The organism is Bradyrhizobium sp. JR3.5 (assembly GCF_054057015.1).
In genome coordinates this window covers 304,304-323,479 of sequence record NZ_JBSRYV010000001.1, presented here as the reverse complement: position 1 = coordinate 323,479, position 19,176 = coordinate 304,304, and the positions used below count along the sequence as shown (strand labels likewise).

At 64.4% G+C, this 19,176-nt stretch carries 15 protein-coding genes and 2 pseudogenes; 6 read left to right on the top strand and 11 right to left on the bottom strand.

What is annotated here, in order from left to right; genetic code table 11:
• Positions 1 to 34 precede the first annotated feature (34 nt).
• Complete coding sequence (locus ACVWW1_RS01610) at positions 35 to 736, bottom strand: RNA polymerase sigma factor (protein WP_456654608.1); 702 nt, start codon at positions 734 to 736, stop codon at positions 35 to 37.
• 667 nt (positions 737 to 1,403) lie between these two features.
• Between ACVWW1_RS01610 and ACVWW1_RS01605 the strand changes: the two genes are divergently transcribed.
• From ACVWW1_RS01605 to ACVWW1_RS01595, 3 genes are read left to right on the top strand one after another with little or no spacing between them, the layout of a single operon-like run.
• Complete coding sequence (locus tag ACVWW1_RS01605; RefSeq protein WP_456654607.1) at positions 1,404 to 3,749, top strand: hypothetical protein; 2,346 nt, start codon at positions 1,404 to 1,406, stop codon at positions 3,747 to 3,749.
• Between the two features lie 58 nt (positions 3,750 to 3,807).
• Positions 3,808 to 5,166: a hypothetical protein gene (locus ACVWW1_RS01600; protein WP_456654606.1), complete on the top strand. Its 1,359-nt coding sequence runs from the start codon at positions 3,808 to 3,810 to the stop codon at positions 5,164 to 5,166.
• 38 nt (positions 5,167 to 5,204) lie between these two features.
• Positions 5,205 to 5,930 carry a formyltransferase family protein gene (locus ACVWW1_RS01595; protein ID WP_456656593.1) on the top strand — a complete coding sequence of 242 codons (726 nt, stop codon included), beginning with the start codon at positions 5,205 to 5,207 and terminating at the stop codon, positions 5,928 to 5,930.
• Positions 5,931 to 6,008: 78 nt separating this feature from the next.
• Here ACVWW1_RS01595 and ACVWW1_RS01590 read toward each other — a convergent pair whose 3' ends face one another.
• On the bottom strand, positions 6,009 to 6,587 hold the full coding sequence (locus ACVWW1_RS01590; RefSeq protein WP_456654605.1) for a tetratricopeptide repeat protein: 579 nt from the start codon (positions 6,585 to 6,587) through the stop codon (positions 6,009 to 6,011).
• Positions 6,565 to 9,075 (bottom strand): ATP-binding protein, encoded by a 2,511-nt coding sequence (locus ACVWW1_RS01585; protein WP_456654604.1) that lies wholly within the window; start codon positions 9,073 to 9,075, stop codon positions 6,565 to 6,567. Before ACVWW1_RS01585 ends, ACVWW1_RS01590 begins: the two co-directional genes overlap by 23 nt.
• 500 nt (positions 9,076 to 9,575) lie before the next feature.
• Here ACVWW1_RS01585 and ACVWW1_RS01580 point away from each other — a divergent pair, with 500 nt between their 5' ends.
• Positions 9,576 to 9,857, top strand: a complete 282-nt coding sequence (locus ACVWW1_RS01580) for a hypothetical protein (protein WP_456654603.1) — start codon at positions 9,576 to 9,578, stop codon at positions 9,855 to 9,857.
• Between the two features lie 106 nt (positions 9,858 to 9,963).
• Here ACVWW1_RS01580 and ACVWW1_RS01575 read toward each other — a convergent pair whose 3' ends face one another.
• The 4 genes and pseudogenes from ACVWW1_RS01575 to ACVWW1_RS01560 all read right to left on the bottom strand — a co-directional run.
• Entirely contained in the window at positions 9,964 to 10,167 is a 204-nt protein-coding gene (locus ACVWW1_RS01575) for a hypothetical protein (protein ID WP_223968903.1), read from the bottom strand.
• Positions 10,168 to 10,538: 371 nt separating this feature from the next.
• Positions 10,539 to 11,995 (bottom strand): annotated as a pseudogene (locus ACVWW1_RS01570) (short-chain fatty acid transporter).
• Positions 11,996 to 12,046: 51 nt separating this feature from the next.
• Positions 12,047 to 12,313: a 2Fe-2S iron-sulfur cluster-binding protein gene (locus ACVWW1_RS01565; RefSeq protein ID WP_456656592.1), complete on the bottom strand. Its 267-nt coding sequence runs from the start codon at positions 12,311 to 12,313 to the stop codon at positions 12,047 to 12,049.
• Between the two features lie 874 nt (positions 12,314 to 13,187).
• A pseudogene (locus ACVWW1_RS01560) lies at positions 13,188 to 15,386 on the bottom strand (molybdopterin-dependent oxidoreductase); the annotation flags it as partial.
• 196 nt (positions 15,387 to 15,582) lie between these two features.
• Here ACVWW1_RS01560 and ACVWW1_RS01555 point away from each other — a divergent pair.
• The gene (locus ACVWW1_RS01555; protein WP_456654602.1) at positions 15,583 to 16,119 is read left to right on the top strand and encodes a GntR family transcriptional regulator; all 537 of its coding nucleotides are present in this window, start codon (positions 15,583 to 15,585) and stop codon (positions 16,117 to 16,119) included.
• On the top strand, positions 16,098 to 16,262 hold the full coding sequence (locus tag ACVWW1_RS01550; protein WP_456654601.1) for a hypothetical protein: 165 nt from the start codon (positions 16,098 to 16,100) through the stop codon (positions 16,260 to 16,262). Before ACVWW1_RS01555 ends, ACVWW1_RS01550 begins: the two co-directional genes overlap by 22 nt.
• Before the next feature lie 38 nt (positions 16,263 to 16,300).
• Here ACVWW1_RS01550 and ACVWW1_RS01545 read toward each other — a convergent pair whose 3' ends face one another.
• The 4 genes from ACVWW1_RS01545 to ACVWW1_RS01530 form a co-directional block, all read right to left on the bottom strand.
• Entirely contained in the window at positions 16,301 to 16,522 is a 222-nt protein-coding gene (locus ACVWW1_RS01545; protein WP_456654600.1) for an acyl-CoA dehydrogenase family protein, read from the bottom strand.
• An 8-nt stretch (positions 16,523 to 16,530) separates the two neighbouring features.
• Positions 16,531 to 17,460, bottom strand: a complete 930-nt coding sequence (locus ACVWW1_RS01540) for an acyl-CoA dehydrogenase family protein (protein WP_456654599.1) — start codon at positions 17,458 to 17,460, stop codon at positions 16,531 to 16,533.
• 130 nt (positions 17,461 to 17,590) lie between these two features.
• Positions 17,591 to 18,358, bottom strand: a complete 768-nt coding sequence (locus ACVWW1_RS01535) for a crotonase/enoyl-CoA hydratase family protein (protein WP_207831583.1) — start codon at positions 18,356 to 18,358, stop codon at positions 17,591 to 17,593.
• Positions 18,359 to 18,384: 26 nt separating this feature from the next.
• Complete coding sequence (locus tag ACVWW1_RS01530; protein WP_092083031.1) at positions 18,385 to 19,167, bottom strand: SDR family NAD(P)-dependent oxidoreductase; 783 nt, start codon at positions 19,165 to 19,167, stop codon at positions 18,385 to 18,387.
• Positions 19,168 to 19,176 lie beyond the last annotated feature (9 nt).

The following is a 19,176-nucleotide window of genomic DNA, read 5'->3' as shown; positions in this document are numbered from 1 at the left end:
CAGGCGCGAAAACTTCAGAAGCCGGAATTTATGGTTAGCAGTCGGTAAACGCGCCGCGCAGGTCGCGCTCGTGCCGCTTGAGCAGCTCCCGCAGCTGTTGCCGCCCGCGCTTGAGCAGCGACTCGACCGCGGCCACGGTCGTATCCATCACCTCGGCGATCTCGCCGTTGCTCATGTTCTCGTGGTAGGAGAGGATCACCGCGACACGCTGCTGCTCGGGCAGCCGCTGCATCGCAAGCTCCAGGAGATTGCCGATCTCGTTGCGCTCGATGACGGTAGAGGCGTCGAGCTGGGTGTCGGCGACCTCGGGCACGACATCGACATTCTCGGTGCGCGGCTTGCGGCGCAGGTCGATGCAACGGTTGCTGACGACGCGATAGAGCCAGGTCGAGAACTTGGCGCGGCCATGCTGCCAGCGGCCACGATGCGTCCAGACCTTCAGCATCGTATCCTGCACCACGTCTTCTGCATCTGCGGCGTTGCCGACGATGCGCAGCGCGATCGCGTAGGCGCGATCGACATGGCGTTCGACGAGAGCGCGAAACGCCGCCTCGTCGCCGGCGGCGAGGCGGTCGAGCAGCTCCTTGTCCTCGTCCTGGATCTCGCCGGTGTCGAGCGGGCCCGCATCGGCGACCGTGGGGACGTTGCTCCAGGGAGCGGCCGCTTCGACCGGCGCAGCCGCGGCCGCCGTGGCTTCCACCTCGACCGCTGCCATCACATCAAGCGCGTAACTCATCCGCCGCTCTCCAACCAACGCCGCAAGCACACATTGCATGCGGCTTCTGAGCGTTGAACGGAGGGGTTGAGCAAACCAGGCGAACTTTTTTCGTTATTTTTCAAATGCTTAGCTGGATTTTTTTGCCGACCGCCCGGCAAAAGCTGCCGCTCCGCGGAGGCGCAGGCAGCAATTCTACGGAGAATGGAGCAGTCGTTCAGCATCGCCTTGCATGCCCGCGGGAGAATTCGTCGCGCCGGAAAACGCCGTTGTCACATCAACTAACGCCACGCGAACACATGCATGCGCGGAGCATGCGAGTGATCCATCGCCGTTGGTCGCCAACTTGCATTCGACGATTGCGACTAGGCAATTTTTTCCGAATCACCGTTTCGACGTTATCGGATTTTTTGAATCTGTCAGTCGCGAAGCGCGCGTTTTCGAATCCCGCATCAACTTTTTTGAATCATCGCGCCTGATTTGTCTCACGCAGGCGTTCAACGCATGAGGACTGGCGGGAATTTTGCGCATGACGATCATGACGGTCGACGCAACGCGTCGAGCGCAGAATGTTTCTGCATGTTCATTCGATGTTTTCGATACATTTCTGTTGCGTGCCTGCACGACACCGGATGGCGTATTTGAGAGGGTTTTTCAGCTTTCGCGCATTGCCGAAAAATTTCCAAACATGTCCGTCAGTTTCGTTCAGCATCGAATCCAGGCGGAGGCGCGTGCGCGCAAGCTCGCGCAGGAGCGCATTGGCTCCACTGAAGTGCGCATCGTCGACATCTATAAGTACTTTCCGTTCAGGCTGTTCGGCCTGAGCCGCGAAGCGTTGAGCGACCTCGCGCAGATCGAGTTCGAAGCCGAGCTCGAGCTGTGCCGCGCCAATCCGGAAATGCTCGAGCAATATCTGGACATGAAGCGCGGCGGCTTTCGCGTCGGCTTCATCTCCGACACGTATTGGAGCACCGAGCAGCTCGCGCAATTGCTGCGCTCCCGCAGCCCCGGACTGACCTGGGATTTCCTCTACGCATCCTGCGATCACGGCTCTGGCAAGAGCGAAGCGCTGTTCGAGGCCTATCTCACCGAGCAGGGCATCGATGCGGCGAGCTCGTTCCATGTCGGCGACAATCACAACGCCGATATCAAGGGCGCCCGCCGTCACGGCATCCGCCCGCGCTACTATCCGCAGGCCAGCGCGGCATTGGCAACGAAGTTTCAGCGCGAAACGTCGATCTTCGAATTGTTGTGGCCCGATCAGCCGTCGCGGCTCGATTGCGGCGCCCGCACGCTACGACGCGCGGTGACGGCACGCAGCGCAGAGCATTCTCCCGCTTTCAACCTCGGTGTGACCGTTCTCGGTCCGGTGATGGCGGCGTTCGACGCCTTCATCGAAGCTCAGCGCGCTGCGCTGGCGCGCGAGGGCGCGCGCGTCGCGATCGGATTCCTCGGCCGCGACGGTCTGCTGCCGTATCGCGTCTGGCAGGCGAACCATGGCGAGACCGGCGCCTATGTCGAGATCAATCGTCGTGTCAGCCTGGTCGGGTCCGCCGATACGCTCGAACCTCTCAGTGAGCTGCTGGGCCGGGTCGTCAAGATCGACGCGGCGACCTTTGTCGATATCGTCAAGGTGCAGCCTCCGGCGGTGATGAAGTTCTTCGCGCAATATCCTGACGGCATTGCGGGCGGCCGCGAACTCGCCGACGCCCTGCCCGATCTGATGGACCCGCGCGAGATCACCGACATCGCTGCCGGTGTCCGCACGCGCCTGCTCGCTTATCTTCGGGCGAAGATCGCGGATTTCGACGGCTGCACCGACCTCATCCTCGTTGACCTCGGCTATTCCGCCAGCGTGCAGAAGTCGCTGCGGCGCATCTTCGATCGCGAAGGAATTCGCATCCGCCTGCATGGCGCCTATCTGCTGACGCTTGACGATGCCTTCGACGACATCGCCGACAACGACACCGCAGAAGGCCTGATCTCGGATCGCATCGTCACGCCGCACGTCAAGCGCATGTTGATCCGCAACGTCGCATTGCTGGAGCAGCTTTGCTGTTCCGATCAAGGATCGGCACGCGACTACCGCGGCGGTGAGGTGTTGCGCGAGGGCGACCAGCGCCCGGCCGCGCAGCTAGCGCTGGCGAACGAGGTGCAGTCCGGGACGCTGGCCTATGCGTCGCACGCCCGCGAATTGGCATCGCGCTATGCATTGCAGCCCGACACGGACCCCATCGTTGCCGCACGCTGGGCCGCCGCCGTGCTCGGACGTCTCCTGCTGCTGCCCGACGATGATGAACTCGTGCTGCTCGGCGGCATCAGGCATGACGTCAACCTCGGCACGCAGGCGCTCGCGCCGCTGCTCGACGCCGGCTTCATCAATGATTGCATCGTCGCCCGCGGCCTCTCGACCGCCTGCACGGCTCCGGCGCCGCCGATGTGGCTGGCCGGCAGCTTTGCCGCGTTGTCGCCGTCGCACGCCTATCTCTACACATTGTTCGGCGCCAATCGCCTGCCCGCGAACGTGTTCGGCGAGGCGCAATGCGGGACGCTGCAGGTCGGCCTGTTCGGGTCGGACGGCCAGGCGTCGCTGGAAGCCGTCAGCGTCTATCATACCGGGCTCGGCGACCTCCGCCTGCGGATTCCATTGTCGCGCCGCATGGCGGTTGCGACCATCGCGCTGCCGTTGCCAAAGCTCACCCGCGCCGGGATGCTCCACGGCATCACGGTCCAGTACGGCGAGAGCGCCGCGAAGGCGGCGGAGAGTTCGAATGTGAAGGCGATCGCAGAGGGACGGCTGATCGATGCCGGCCTCGAGCGGAGCAGCCGTCAGTTCCGTGCCACCACCGAGGACGGCATGCTGCTGATCCCGGTCGACGGCTTCGAGGACGATGTTGCGATCTACACTGTCGCGCTGACCGCCCTCGACCATGACCGCATCCTTGCGGTCGAGGACCACGACGGTAGCCGAGCCCCCTCGGCCACGCTGACCTGGCGCGGCGCCAACAGTGCGCAGGCAACCATCGACAACTGATTTGTCCGCCTGATCTGACCGCCCCGCTCGTAGAAGGTTAACGAGGGGTAGTGCGGGCATGATTTCGGCTGACACGGTGCAAGCGGGCGACTTGCAGACGAATTTCGACCAATTGCTGGCGGCGAACGGCATCCGGATGAGCGCTGCGCAGCGCCGGCGGCTCGCATGGCTGTCCGAACGGCTCGGACGCGCGACCGTCCACCAGGCCGGTTCAGTGCCGGGCCGGGACCATGGCGTCATCATCCTCGTTGAGCCGCCGAGCGGCCCCGCCGCCGAAATCCTCTATCAGTCGCTTCGCGCCGATTGTGCGGTCGTTGTCCCCTTCGGCGAAAATCCCGCGTTCGATTTCCTGAAGTCCAAGCTGACCGACTTCGGGACGATCGGGCCGAGCTTCGATGGCCCGCACGAGATGTGGTGGGGCGGCCTCAACTGGCGCCCGATCGCGCCCGCGGAAGGCTCCCGATCCGACTCGGCGCTGCGCGTGGTCTCCTGCTATCCCCGCGCCTGCGGCGACGATCATCCCCGCGCGCTCCGGGAGAAGCTGGCCGAATTCGACATCGCCTGCGACATCGTACCGATCGACGCCGCGGACGGCGAGCACATGCGCGCGTCCGAGAAGTCTGCCTTCATGCTGCGGATGTGGCAGGAGCACCGCGAGCCGCTGCTCTTCATCGAGGCCGATGCGACGCTCAGCGAACCACCATTGCTGCCGTCCTCCCTCGAATGCGACATCGCACTCCACAAGTGGAACCGGTGGGAGATGTCGGCGCGTACCCTGTATCTCGGCCGCACCCTGGCCGCCGAGTCGCTGCTGCGCAACTGGCATCACATCGCGACCGCCTATCCCGCGGTCTGGGAGGGCTACCTGCTCGACCAGGCCTGGAGCCTGACGTCGTCGCAAATGGCGCTCGACACCGCCTGGCTGCCACGCTCGTACCATGCGCCCACCGAAGACGCCGGCACGCTCCGCCACACCACAATCGTCCACAATCTGCCGACCGATAACAGCGACCTTGGGCCCGATGCCGAATTCGGCGTCACGATGCGGGCCGCGCGGCGCGCCTGCCGCAGCGGCGGCCGCGACGCCATGATCGTGATCAAGTCGCAGGCGGCCTCGAACAACGCGATCACCGTGATCATGCGCGATATCGCGACCAGCGACGCACGCGAAATGGCTGCCAGCATCGAGGCCGTCACCGGCGCGTTCGCCGCCGATTGCGGAGGGTTCGGCCGGCTCGAGCTCGCGCTTTGCCCCTGGCAGGACGATATCCGCGCGGCAAAATCGGCAGCCGCCAGCGCGAACAGCCGGATCATCGAGATTGCGCCCTGGCAGGCATTGCCGACCGATCTGTTCCGCACCGTGGGTCAGTCCCGCGATGCCGGCAGCGTCGTCGTCATGGCCGGGCAGCGCGGCTGATCAGCGGTACAATAACCAGGCAAGAGAAGGACATCGACATCATGAAGACCATCATCCTTCTCACCGGCGTCGCCAACCAGCAATTCGCGCTCACCGAGCTGTTGAAGGCGCACAATCCGGCGCTGTTGTTCCGCTGCGCGGTGACGGCCGAGGACCTCGCGGCGATCGAGCCCGAGGTGTTGCGCGAGGCCCGGCTGCTGGCGTTCACCACCAGCGTCGTCGTGCCTGAAAGCATCCTGGCGGCGCTCGGCCATGGCGCCTACAATTTCCACCCGGGCCCACCGCAATATCCCGGCTGGGCGCCGGCACATTTCGCGCTCTATGACGGTGCGCGCACTTTCGGCGCGACAGCCCATGTGATGGCCGCGCGGGTCGATTCCGGTCCGATCGTCGGGGTCGAGGCCTTCATCATTCCTGACAAGATCAGCGTGCGCGGGCTCGAGCAGATTGCCTATGTGCGGCTTGCTCATCTGTTCTGGCGGATGTCGCGCGATCTCGCCCGCGATCCCTCGCCGCTGCCGGAACTGGAAATCGCCTGGTGCGGCATCAAGAGCACCCGCCAAATGTACCGCGACATGTGCGAGCTTCCCGCCGGCATCAGTGCCGGCGAACTGCCTCGCCGAATCCGCGCCTTCCACGACGACTTCCGCGCTATCCCGCTGACCATCTCCGTGCACGGCATCCGCTTCCAGCTGGCGACGATCGCCATGCAGACACCCGAGGCACCGCAGGTGGCATCGCCGCCGCTCGTGGCGGCGTCATGAAGGGCGACGAGACCAGGTTGAAGCGTCATCGCGCTTAATCCTTTCGGAAAGCCGCTTCGCACTTCTCCGGGTCATGCTCTAATGCCGCCAGGGTTCACCCTGTGGATCGGCAAGCATCCCGTTCAGGAGCGCTTCGGCCCGATGTAGCAGCGGCTTCGTTCCACTGCTCGATGCAATCGCAATTGCCGCGCGCAACTTGTGCAGAATGGAAGTCCTGTCGTTCTCATTAGACGCCGGCGATACCGCCGCCTCTCCGAACAACGCCTCGGCTTCCAGACCGGAAAAGCCCTGCTGCCGCGCGGTATTTCGCGCCTCTCGCAGCATGTTCAACGCGGCTGGCGCATCGCCGAGCCGGCTCAGAGCCAGTGCCAGATAGATCGAGGTACGCAGCACGATCGAGGTATAGCTCACCGACCTGGCTACCTCTCGGGCTTCGACGAGCGTAACCCGCGCATCAGCGAGACGTCCCTGTTCCAGATAGGCAATACCAAGATGGCAGGTGATGACAGGCACGAAGAGGCGAATTCCATACTTTTGCGTAATGGCAAAAGCGTCCTCCAGGACCGCCGCTGCTTCGCCAGGATTGCCCCGACCGAGCGCCAGACAACCACCGCTATAGCCGGCGCCAACGCGATCAAATGGGCCTGTTGCTCTCATTGGCGATTGCCGTCACGCGCTGATGAAACTCGGCCCCCATATCAATCTCTCCCAAGGTCGTGTGGGTCACGCTCTTCATCATGCAGCACAGCAGCTCCAGGGTTTTCGGCGTCGTCCCGGGCGGCGCGCTGGCATCCGGCCCGGACAGGCGGAGGCAAGCCTGTCCCAGCATTTGCTCCGCGTCACGATAGCGCCCGGCAATGAAATAGGCCTGGCCCAGGCTGTACTGAGCCAGGTTGAGCCAACCCGGATTGCCCCACTCTCCCGCCAGACGGGCAACCTCCTCGCCGGTTTCGATCGCCTCGATCGGGGTGCCGTAGAAGTTCTGCGCCCCCGACCTGACCGCCATCGCCGCGACCTTCCGCCCGATATCGTCGATCGCGTTGGCGCGCTCCTCCGCGTCTCTTCCGAGATCGAACCATTCGGCGACCTTGCCTGCGCTCATGAAGGCCGTGCGCGCCTCGATGCGAAGGTCGACCGCATCCGCTTCGCGCGAGCGAGCGAACGGCGTCTTGTCGAGTGCGGTCATCGCGATCTCAAAGTAGTTGGCTGCGTCGGCAAATGCCGATCGTGCCAGGCTCTTCCGCGCGGCAGTTCTGCCGTAGCTGAAAGCTTTCTGCCAGTCCTTCGCTCGCATTGCGTGATAGCAGAGCCTGCTGGGCTCATCATGCGAGCTTCCATTGCCCTCCAACGTCGCAAGAATGCGTGCATGGACGCCTTCACGTACTTTTTCGACCATCGAGTCGTAGATGACCTGGCGGACCATTTCGTGCGGAAACTCGAGCACTCGATCCGGCTCGATATCGATCTTCACCAGAAACTCCGAGCGGTCGAGAACCGCCAGGCAGCGCTGCAGCACGGGCTCAGGGAGACCGGACGCCTCGCGCAAGATAACTTCCGTCGAGCGTGGGCCTAGCGCTGCCGCGATCTGCAACAGGGAGCGCTCCTCCCTCGATACCCGATCCAGACGCGCTGCGATGACTCCCTGGATACTGCTCGGGATACCAAGCTCGCCGACCGGACGCGCCAGCGCCAGATCGCCCCAATGCCCCCGCAGAATCCCGCTGTCCTTGAGACCCCGGCAGACCTCTTCAATGAAGAGTGGCACGCTGGCCGTATGAAGCACGACGCGGCTCTTCAGATCGGCCATGTTCGCGGACCGCCCCAAGATATCGTCCAGCATTTCGCGTCCGGCATCCTCGGCGAGCGACCGCAACGCGGCGATCTCGGCGTTGCAGCGCGCGATCCAGTCCGGAATGCCGTTGGGTCTGCTGGTCAACAACACCAGAAGGCTAGGTATCTGCAGCGACGCGAGCGCAGCGACAACGGCCTCGCTGGCGCGATCGATCCAGTGCAGATCCTCGACGAGGATCACAGTGCGCTGCCGGGCGACCAGGCTCTCGAGAATCGCGCAGCTCGCGTCGCTGATCGCGCGGCCGCGCGCGTGTGGCTCCAGCTCGCCCCACTCTGGATCCGATATCGGACGATCCAGCACCGCATTGATGGCGGAACGCGCTATCCCGGTCAGAGTCGTCGGAGGCTCGGTCCGGATATCGGCGTCCGCCGCAGTCCCTTCGAGCATCGACAGCATGAGCGCCTTCAGCGCGCTGAACGGTGCACCTTGAAGATTCGGACTGCACTCTGCGTGGACCGGACGCCAGCCCTCGCGCTTGAGCTCGTCGACAAACTCGTGCACGAGCCGCGACTTTCCGATGCCGGGATCGCCAATCAAGAGCGCCGTCTGCCGGCTCGCCCCGGCATTTTGAGCCAGCTGCCTGAGCAACCCGGTCTCGTCCACGCGGTTGACAAACCGTGCAACGCTTCGCGCCCTGCGTACCCGCCAACTGGAGACATTGGTTGCGCCGGTCACACGGTAGATCGGCACAGGCTCGCTAAACCCTTTGAGTCGTTTGCGACCCAAATAGTCGAACTGGACATTGCCATCGGCGAGATGCTGACAAGCCTCGGACGCGTAGATCTGATTCGGTCCGGCGACCGCTTCGAGGCGCGCCGCAAGATGCTGCGCTGCCCCTCCGATCTCATAGACCTTGGAATATTCGCTGGCGACCATGTAGGTCACAACGCGCCCCGAATGGAGCCCCACCCGAACCTGGAGCGCCGGATCGCCCAAGCCCCCGATACGTCGGACGAGTTCGATCGCTGCATGGCAAGCAAGCGGCGCGTGGTTGTCGTCAGCAATCGGGGCGCCAAATACCGCGGCGAGCCCATCCCCCAATTCCTTGCTGACGATGCCGCCGAACTGGCGCACTGCGCCGCGCATGGCGGCCAGGGCCGGCTCCAGGCGGGAGACCGCCTCTTCCGGATCCAGGTCCGCTACGAGCCCCGTGGAATCGACCACGTCGGCGCGAAGGATGGTTACAAATCGCTGTTCACTGTCGGGATCGAGGCGCTTTGCTACGGCGGCACCGCATTGGGCGCACCAATTGTCGTCCGCTCCGATCGTCGATTGGCATGCAAAGCAAAGCATTCCTGCTCTCAAAGGCTGCTGCGGTCTCGCCAACTCAGCATCCCGGTGAGCAGCTTAGAGTAGAGATTACCCATCGGGACATGCTTATCAATCCGGACGTGCTGTCCGTCTGCATCCGCGCCAACCCGAGAGGTTGCTAAACTGGACGAGATACAGTCTTGAGTGGTAGGTCGAGGCGCGAGAAATCAGACGGCGCAACTCGAGCCGTACGACCGATTTCGTTCGACGTCCCCGCGTTGCATAACTTATGTATAGCCAGAGCAAGCCAAAGTTGTAATGAAAGGGAAATCCTATGGGCGGAAGAGTATACAATAACCAGCAATTCAAAGATCATATCAACGCGCATTACTATCCTTTGCAGAACATGGTCAAGAGCGTCGCTATACTTAAGGCGTCGGATCTTATCGACATCGAGACGCTGGAATATGGCCAATACCAGCCGATCCTGTCGCCCAGGCACCAGTGGCCGGGCGGGAGCGGCAAGCTGTGGCAAAAAGGAGATGGGCAAGGCGCGCCTGGACCTCGCCACTCAAGCAAGCACCGCGGCCCTCTCCAAGGACGAGGCCGGCGTCGTACCGCTGACGAAATGCGCGCTGCTGGATGCCGCCGTCCGCAAATGCTTCAACTCCGAACCGCCGATCCCGATGAAGATCGACGTGAAAGAGAAAGACAAGAATGCGCCGAATGCCGATCGGCACGACATTCTGCTGACCTGGGAACACGCCAACGGCGACAATCAGCCGCCAACGCTGCTGCTGCTGACGATGGTCTGCCCGGCCTGATCCCCGATCGCAGGCGGCACTTTCCGCACGACGGTATTGCGCCCCGCGCGGCTGCCTGATGGCAGCCGCATCAACCTTGGCGCGCCGGCGATGCCGTGGGGATGATCTATGACGCCGGGCGGCGCTGCTGCAACAGCGCCCTCACCGCACGCTCCGCGGCGCGAGCGGAGCCGAAATAGCCGCCATCGAGGCCATCAAAGGCGCGATCCGAGGAGAAGAAGCAGAAGCCTCTGGCGTCGCTGACAACGATACCCGCGGTTCGATCCGATACTTCGATGACGTAAGCTTGGGACATTTGGGCTTGGGACATGCGTGCTCGATCGCCGGAAGATGGCGCTCCTGTCTGATTGTCGGGTGCTTGGGATTTTTCTTAAGCGATCAACAACAGACGCCGGTCGCCGCCGAGACGCAGCGATGCGGCATGCGGCTTCGCATGTCGCACATCAAGCTGCGGTGGTGATGTCTCATGGCGGCGGCCTTGAACAACGCGGGATATCGCGCATCAATATCCGGCCGAACCGCGCGGCGGTCAATGAAATGACCGACCAAAGATCACGGCCCGGCGCGATGCCTCATTCGTGCCGGCCAGCAAAACAGCACAGTTTTGGTGATGACGGCGCGGTTCGCCGAATTGGCGGACGCTGGCCGGCCGCCGCGCTCCTGGTGCCCGGCCGCTATCACTCAGGGCAGAATCGGCGGGTGATAGGTGAAGGGTCGCCATCAGGATCGCGGCCAACAGCATCACGATCGGGAAGTGGATGAAGAATTGCACCGACGTATAACCGATCAGATCCTTCGACTTCAGGCCGAGGATGCCGAGCAGCGGCAGCATCCAGAACGGGTTGATGAAGTTCGGCAGCGTCTCGGCGATGTTGTAGACCATCACCGTCCAGCCGAGATGCGCGCCGATATCGTTGGCCGCCTTCATGATGTAGGGCGCCTCGATGATCCACTTTCCGCCGGCCGACGGAACGAAGAAGCCGAGCAGCGCCGAATAGATTCCGACCAGGAATGAGAACACGGTGGAATTGCTGGAGGCACCGACGAACCAGTGCGCGATCGTGTCCGACAGCGTGGTGCCGCTGCCGTTCGGCACCTTGGTCAGGATCTGCGCGATGCCGGCGTAGAACGGAAACTGCAGCAGCACGCCGGAGACGCTCGGCATCGCCTTCGAGAAGGACTCGATCAGGCTGCGCGGCCGCCAGTGCAGCACGATGCCGAGAATGAGGAAGACGAAATTGTAGGTGTTGAGCCCCGACAGCGTGATCAGCGGATTGCCAGACTGGAACGTCTGCCACAACCAGCCGGCGGCAAGCAGGGCGATCAGGATCGTCAGCAGCGGACTGAACTCCAGCCAGTCGCCCGGACGAGCCGGCTTCCTGGCCTCGATGCGATCGTCGCCGAGCGCAACGCCGAGATCTTCCGCGGTCTTCGCCTGCTCGGGTGCCGGCGTCGTGAAATAGCAGATCGCCGCCGACACGACGCTGACCATCGCGACGGTGACCATGTTCTGCCAGGTCAGAATGGTTTCCGAGAAGCCGATCACGCCGGTGATCGGCAGAAGCGATGCCGGAATGCTGCCGGCATTGGCCTGGAGCTGCGCGGCCGACGAGGTGATGCCGAGGGTGAAGCCGCAACCGAGCCCGAGATAGCCGGCAGCGCCGGCCGCGCGATAATCGAGCCGGATATCCGTGCGCCGCGCAATCTCCCGCACTCAGCAGGCCGGAAAAGATCAGGCTCAGGCCCCAGTTCAGCAGCGAGAGGAAGATGCTGAGCATCCCGACAAAGACCACCGCGCCGCGCCCGGTCTTCGGCACGCTCGCGAGCCGCGCCAGCACGGCGGCGACCGGCGGAGACATCGCCACGACATAGCCGCCGATCGCAACCAGGGCCATCTGCATCGTGAAGGGAATCAGATTCCAGAACCCGTCGCCAAAGGCGCGGCTGACGGCGAGCGGCGAACCGCCATGCAGGATCGCGCCTGCGGCAACCGCGATCACGGCGATCAGGACGAAGACATACGCATCCGGAAACCAGCGCTCGGCGAACGCCACCAGGGCCTGCGAAAAACGCGCCATGATGTTATCAGCGACAGGTTTTCGCAGGCTCACGGTTTGGTCGTGCGTTGCATTCGTCATCAATCTGATCCCCTTCCGGTGATGCGGTTAGTCTTCAATCGTGATTGGTCATCAAAGCGCGAGCGTGAGGTCGGTGAGCGGCACAGCCTGGCAGGCGAAGCACTGCCCCTCGCTCCCATCGACCGGGCCGAGATGGGTGAATTCCCCATCGACCACCTCGACCGCGCAGCTTTCGCATTGGCCGACACGGCAGCCGCTCGGCAGCGCGACGCCCGCGGCACTCGCGGCGTCGAGCAGCGTCCCCTGCTCCGGTCCCCAGGAAAAGCTCTGCTTGCTGCCCGCAAGCCGGATGGTTCGCGGCGCAAGGTCGCTTGGCACCGACGGCGGCGAGACGAAGCTTTCGGCGAAGATGTCGAACCGCGGGATACCGAGCGCCACTGCAGCCTCGATCTGCGCCGCAACGAAATCCGGCGAGCCGCAGATGTAGACCAGCGGCCGGCGCGCCAAGAACGGCTTGACCTGTTCGAGATCGAGCCGCCCCTTGCGCAACGACCGCGCGTCGACCGAATCCTGCGCGAGCGGCGCCGAATAGAACGTCACCCGCGTCAGCCCCGGCGTGCTGGCTTCCAGTTCCGCCCAGCCGCTGCGCGAACGGATGCTCGCGGCTGCTGCGGCAGCCGTGGAGCAGCAGAACGTCGGCGATGCGATCTTGTGGCGCTGTGTGTTGCAGCGTCTCGAGATGGCTGATGAACGGCGTGATGCCGATGCCGGCAGCGAGGAAGACCAGCGGCCGCGGTCCCTTCAATGGCGGCGTGAAGATGCCGCCCGGCGGCTCCAGCAGAACCTGGTCTCCAACGGCAAGACCATGCAGACGATCCGGCATGAAGAACGGCGCATCGCCGCTCCGCGCTTCGCCGAGGAAACGTCCTTTCACCGCAATCGATAGCGCTTGCGGCAGGTTGCCCGATCCGGTCAGCGAGTAGGCCCGCGTCTCCGCTGTGCCCGGCAGCGAGATCATCACATGCTGGCCCGGCAGGAAGTCGGGCAGCGGACCACCGTCAAGCGGCAGCAGGCTGAGGGCGATGACGTTATCGGCCTCGGCCCTGCGCTCGCCAACCACGAACCGCCGCTGGCCGCTCCAGACGCCGCGGCTGGCCACGCCGTCGCGCCTGATATCGCAGACGATCGCACGCAGCGGGACGGAGCCGCTGACCGGGTCGCGCGCATCGTCGTGCAGCACCGCGTTGATGTTGCGCGTGAGGGAGCCTGCCGCAGCCGAACGATCGCGGCCGAGCGGCGGACAATCCTCCCACCAGCCGAACTCGGCGACGACGACCCGCGCGTCGAGCGCCGCATTGAGGCGCACCTTCAGGCGCACGGCACCGCCTTGCGTTTCCACCATGGCCCAGTCGCCCTCTGCCAATCCGCGCCGCTCGGCGAGCTGCGGGCTGATCTCGACGGCCGGATCGGGCGACTTTCGCCGCAGCGAGGCGACATGCCGCCAGGAGGAGTGAATGAACCAACCGCTCTTGGCGGTGGAGAGCACGAGCGGAAAGCGTTCGTCTGCCGCTGTCGTGAGCGGGCTGCCGACCGGTTCGACATGATCGGGCAACGGGTCATGCCCGTGTCCCAGCATCAGCTCCGAATAGATCTCGACACGGCGCGTCGGCGTCGCAAAGCCCGCCGCCGTTCCGTCCTCGCGCGTGACGGCGTATTTTTCATTGCGGAAGACCTGCGGGAAGCGACGTCCTTCCGGATGTTCGCGCAGATCCTCGACACCAATGCCGAGCGGCGCCAGCTGATAATTCCAGCCGGCCTTGATGTCTCCGCCGAAGAACAAGCTCCCCATGCCGAGCTTGAGCGCGAGCGCGGCGGCGATCTCGTAGTCGGCCTTCACTTCACCGATCGGCTCGACCATGCGCGGGCGAAACTGCACGGTCTCGACGGCTTGCTGCGTGATCTCGAACCCGATCTTGAGCGCGTCGCGCTCCCACGGCGTGCTGGCCGGCAGGACGAAGTCGGCGCTTTCCGCGGTCGGGTTCATGAACATGTCGATATGAACCTGGAATTCCAGCGCCTTCAGCGCCGCACGGTTGCGCTCGGTATGGCCCTGCGAGACGACGAAGTTGGTGCCGAAGGCGACCAGCGCGCGCACGCGGTAAGGTTCGCCCTCGAGCACGGCGCGGCTGAAATCGCGCGCCGTGATCCAGCCCTTCGCCGGCGGGCCGAGCGGCAGTTCGGCAAGGCCCAGCGCCTTGGCCTGCTGCTCCGGCGAAAGGATGTTGTAGTCGTTGAGAGGACGTGTCGGCGGCGGGACCGGCCAGCGGTTGCCGCCGGGCCGATCGCACGCGCCGGTCAGCGCATAGAGCGACGCGATCGCGCGCTCGATCGCGGTGGCATTGGTGTGCTGGCCGACGCCGGTCCAGGAATGATAGGCGAGCCGTGGCCGGGCGGCGAGCAGCGCATTGAATGCGTCGATATCCTCGACGCGCAACCAGGTCAGTTCCGCCACGCGCGCCGGCGTATAGGGCGCGGCGCGCTCGGCCAGCAATTCGAACGCGGTTGCCGCCGAAATCATCCGGCCGTCGCGTGCAGGGATCGGCAGCGCGCCGCGCAGTTGGCCGCCGCGCTCCGGCGCGTATCGGGTGTCGCAAGCCACCGGCGAGCCCAGCGCATCGAGACGAACGAAAGCCTCAGGCGCGCCATCGGGCCACAACGCGTCGGCGCGCAGGAAGCGCCCGGTCGCACGATCGACCAGCAGCGATCCGTTGGTCCATTGATCGACGAAATCCGCATCGAAGCTGCCGGTCGCGATGAGATGACGGATCGCGCCCATCGCAAGTGCGCCATCGGCGCCGGGGCGAATGCGCAACCAGAGATCGGCCTGCTGACCCGATCCGTTCGGTTTGGGATCGACGACGACGACCTTTGCGCCGCGCCGCCGCGCGTCAGCGATCCGCGTCGCCTGGGCGAGCCAGGTGCGCGCGGGATTGTGGCCCCACAGGATGATCGCATCGGCATTGTCGTAATCGGGAAAGCCGATGCCGCGACCAAAGGTCAGCGCGTGCGCATAGTCCTTGTGCCAGCCGCAGATCTCGACCGCGTAGATCAGGTTGGGACTGCCGAAGCCGCGGATGAAGCGCTCGACCCACTCAAAGCTGTCGACCATCGGCGTGCCGCTCGGCGTGGTGACGCCGAACGCCACCGCCTCGGCGCCGCTCTCGGCGCGGATCCTGCCGAGCCGGTCGGCGATCTCGGTCAAAGCCTCGTCCCACGACACCTCGATCCAGCCCGGATCGGCGGCATCGCGCGGTCGGGTTCGCTTCAAGGGCACGGTCAGACGGCGCGGGCTGGCGACGATTTCAGGGGCGGCACGGCCCTTGGCGCAAAGCGCGCCGCCGGTCGGATGGTTATTCAGTACCTCTACGCCGACAACCCGCCCGTCCTCCACCACGGTGACAGAACCGCAGCGCGAGCGACAAAGCGTGCAATAGCCGGGTCGCCGCTGTTTCACCGCCGTCTCATGGTCAAGTCAGCCCTTGTGACGCATTCTTGTAATGCGTTACACATTTACGGCATACGCTACCGGCCGCGTCAAGGCTAAGTAATAATCAGGGACGAATCGGAGCTCCCGGCGAGAGGCACCCATGGACCAGAATTTGCGCGAACAGGTGCTGCAGCGGGTGCGCGCCGAGATCATTTCCGGGCAGAGCCTTCCCGGAACGATGTATTCGGTGCCGTCACTCGCCGCGAGCCTCGGCGTCTCCTCGACACCGGTGCGCGAAGCGCTGCTCGAGCTCAGCCGCGGCGGCCTGGTCGAGCCGATGCGCAACCGCGGCTTCAAGGTCGTGGAGCCGTCGCTGACCGAATTGCGCAACTTGTTCGACATGCGCGAGGTGCTGGAGCTGCACGCCGCCGTGCTGGTCGCCGCCAATCCTCCAAGGGATCTGCCAGTCGTGCGCGGCTGGGCCGACCAGATCGCCAAGGCCGTCGAGACCGACGACGTCCAGCTCTATCTGGAAGCCGATCGCAACTATCATCGCGAGTTCATCGCAGCTGCCGGCAACGAGCTCTTGACCGACATGGTGATGGGCCTGCGCGACAAGATGCGGCTCTACGGCATCAGCTCACGCGCCGTGGCCTCGAGCGGCAGCAGGCCTCGGTGCCCGAGCACTACCGGCTGATCGAGCTCGCGCTCGCCGGCGAGACTGAGGCGCTGCCGAACCTGCTTCGCAGCCACATTCGCTCATGGGAGCCGATCTTCGTCGACGCATTGATGCGCTCGAAGGAATACGCGCGCGAGCCGCTGCGGCAGGCGCGCGGGTAACGCGCGGAGCGAAGTAGACAGCTGGCCGCGGTGACCGGCTAGTCCAGAATGCTTTTGTAGTGCTCCGAAAAGACATCGCGGCCGATGATCAGCCGCATCACTTCGGAGCTTCCCGCCAGGATCCGATTGACGCGCGCGTCGGTGAACATGCGGCTGATCGGATACTCATCCATATAGCCTGCGCCGCCGTGCAGCTGTACGCCGAGGTCGAGCATCTTCCACTCGACTTCCGATGACATCATCTTGGCCTTGGCGCCCATATTGCTGGTCAGGCGCCCCCATTGTGTTCGGCCACGCAGTGATCGACATAGACCTGCACGAGATCGATTTCGGCATCCATCTCCGCCATGCGGAACTGGGTGTTTTGCTGTTCGGCCAGCGGCCTGCCGAATAGCTTGCGATCCATCACGTATGCGCGTGTGATGTCAAACGCCTTGCGGCCATTGGCGATTGACCCGACCGCGGAGATCAGCCGCTCCTCGGCAAGGCCCTCCATCAGATAGTAGAAGCCCCTGCCCGGTTCTCCAAGCACGTTGGCTTTAGGCACCTTCACGTTCTGGAAGAATAGTTCGGCGGTGTCCTGCGCCGGCATGCCCATCTTCTTGAGATTGCGGCCGCGCTCGAAGCCTTCCATGCCGCGCTCGACGATCAGCAGCACCATCGCGTGTTTCTTCTCGGCACCTGCGAGCCTGGCGGCCACGATCACCACGTCGGAATTGATGCCGTTGGAAATATAGGTCTTCGAGCCGTTGAGCAGGAAATGATCGCCCTTGTCCTCCGCCGTCGTCCGCATGCCCGCGAGGTCCGAGCCCGCGCCGGGCTCGGTCATCGCGATGGCCAGGATCGTCTCGCCGCTGACGCATTTGGGCAGGAAGCGGTCGCGCTGTTCTTCGGTGCCGAAGCGCTTGAAATAGGAGCCGACCAGGCGGCTGTGCAGCGTGTTGAACCAGCCCTTACAGCCCGAGCGCGCGGTCTCCTCGATGATGATCTGCTCATAGCGAAAGTCCTCGTCGCCCATCCCGCCATACTTTTCCTCGGGCCAGATCATCAGGAAGCCGAGATCGCCGGCCTTCTTGAACGCGCTGCGGTCGACGATGCCGGCCTCCCGCCACGCCTCCATATGGGGCGCGATCTCGCTCGCGAGGAATTTGCGGTAGGAGTCGCGGAAGATGACCTGGTCTTCGGTAAAGCTACGCATCATTCACCCAATAGCGCTCTCAAGCGGCGCGGAAACCGGCCGGCGTTCGGCGAAGCACTGACAAAAAAATTCGGAGCGCCGGTTCTGCTTCAATCAAAACCGGCGCTCCGTCATTGAAACAAGCGACGCCTTACTTGCCCTTCCAGTTCGGCGCGCGTTTTTCTGCGAAGGCAGCCGCGCCCTCGCGCGCATCCTCGGACACGAAGACAGGAGCGACGATCTCCTGCTGCTTCTTCCACATCTGGTCTTCCGGCCAGAGCCGGGATTCGACTATCACCTGCTTGGATGCCTTGACGGCGAGCGGGCCATTGGCGCCGATCGCGGCTGCAAGCTCGAGTGCGGCGTCGAGGGCCGGGCCGTCGGTAACGCGGTTGATGATGCCGAGTTGGTAGGCGCGCTCGGCGCCGAAGAACTCGCCCGTCAATGCGAACTCCATCGCCACGCGGAACGGCATCTGGCGCGGCATGCGGATCAGCCCGCCGGCCGCAGCAGCCAGCCCGCGCTTCACCTCGGGGATCCCGAACTTGGCGTTGCGGTTGGCGACGATCATGTCGCACGACAGCGCGATCTCCATCCCGCCGGCGAGCGCGTAGCCGTCCACGGCCGCGATCAGCGGCTTCTTCGGGGGCGCCTCGGTGAGGCCGGCGAAGCCACGGCCCGGGATCGACGGCCGCTCGCCCTTCAGGAACCCCTTGAGGTCCATGCCCGAACAGAATGTGCCGCCGGCGCCGGTGATGATGCCGACGCTGAGGGCATCGTCGGCGTCGAGCCGGTCGATCGCCGCGGCCACGCCCTTGGAGAGGGCGAGGTTGGCCGCGTTCTTGGCTTCCGGCCGGTTCAACGTGATGATCAGTATAGGTCCGCGGACTTCAGTGAGGACCGGAGTTTCTTCGGACATCGCTTTGGTCTCCTGTTGCCGTGCGCTTAGCGCGGGGCCATGCGGATGGCGCCATCGAGGCGAACGTCTTCGCCGTTGAAGTAGCCGTTGGTGATCATGGTCAGCGCGAGATGCGCATACTCCTCCGGCATGCCGAGACGCTTCGGGAATGGCACCGACGCGCTGAGCGCGGCCTTGACATTCTCCGGGGCGCCCTGCAGCAGCGGGGTGTTGAAGATACCCGGCAGGATGGTGTTGACGCGGATGCCCTCGGCCATCAGGTCGCGCGCGATCGGCAGGGTCATGCCGACGACGCCGGCCTTCGAGGCCGAATAGGCCGCCTGCCCCATCTGGCCGTCCTCGGCCGCGACCGACGCCGTGTTCACGACCGCACCGCGCTCACCGTGCTCCAGCGGGGACAGCGACAGCATGCCCTGCGCCGACTTGGCGATGCAGCGGAAGGTGCCGACGAGATTGATCTGGATGATGCGGTTGAAGGCGTCGATCGGGAAATGGGTGGGTTCGCCGGTCTTCTTGTCCCGGCCTGCAGTCTTCACCGCGTTGCCGGTGCCGGCGCAGTTCACCAGGATGCGCTCCTGGCCGTGCGCCGCGCGCGCCTTGGCGAAGCCCGCATCGACCTGCTCGTCGGAGGTGACGTCGACCTTGCAGAACACACCGCCGATTTCCTTGGCGATGGCTTCACCCTTCTCTTCGTTGAAGTCGAAGATCGCGACTTTGACGCCTTGTGCTGCGAGCGCCCGCGAGGTGGCCGCGCCGAGGCCGGAAGCGCCGCCGGTGACGACGGCGGCGACCGATGAATCGAGTTTCATGGCAATATC

Bases quoted from the DNA above. Each gene is read 5' to 3' on its own strand.
- ACVWW1_RS01610 (WP_456654608.1), bottom strand. From the start codon at position 736: ATGAGTTACGCGCTTGATGTGATGGCAGCGGTCGAGGTGGAAGCCACG.
- ACVWW1_RS01605 (WP_456654607.1), top strand. From the start codon at position 1,404: ATGTCCGTCAGTTTCGTTCAGCATCGAATCCAGGCGGAGGCGCGTGCG.
- ACVWW1_RS01600 (WP_456654606.1), top strand. From the start codon at position 3,808: ATGATTTCGGCTGACACGGTGCAAGCGGGCGACTTGCAGACGAATTTC.
- ACVWW1_RS01590 (WP_456654605.1), bottom strand. From the start codon at position 6,587: ATGAGAGCAACAGGCCCATTTGATCGCGTTGGCGCCGGCTATAGCGGT.
- ACVWW1_RS01585 (WP_456654604.1), bottom strand. From the start codon at position 9,075: ATGCTTTGCTTTGCATGCCAATCGACGATCGGAGCGGACGACAATTGG.
- ACVWW1_RS01580 (WP_456654603.1), top strand. From the start codon at position 9,576: ATGGGCAAGGCGCGCCTGGACCTCGCCACTCAAGCAAGCACCGCGGCC.
- ACVWW1_RS01575 (WP_223968903.1), bottom strand. From the start codon at position 10,167: ATGTCCCAAGCCCAAATGTCCCAAGCTTACGTCATCGAAGTATCGGAT.
- ACVWW1_RS01555 (WP_456654602.1), top strand. From the start codon at position 15,583: ATGGACCAGAATTTGCGCGAACAGGTGCTGCAGCGGGTGCGCGCCGAG.
- ACVWW1_RS01545 (WP_456654600.1), bottom strand. From the start codon at position 16,522: ATGGGCGCCAAGGCCAAGATGATGTCATCGGAAGTCGAGTGGAAGATG.
- ACVWW1_RS01540 (WP_456654599.1), bottom strand. From the start codon at position 17,460: ATGCGTAGCTTTACCGAAGACCAGGTCATCTTCCGCGACTCCTACCGC.
- ACVWW1_RS01535 (WP_207831583.1), bottom strand. From the start codon at position 18,358: ATGTCCGAAGAAACTCCGGTCCTCACTGAAGTCCGCGGACCTATACTG.
- ACVWW1_RS01530 (WP_092083031.1), bottom strand. From the start codon at position 19,167: ATGAAACTCGATTCATCGGTCGCCGCCGTCGTCACCGGCGGCGCTTCC.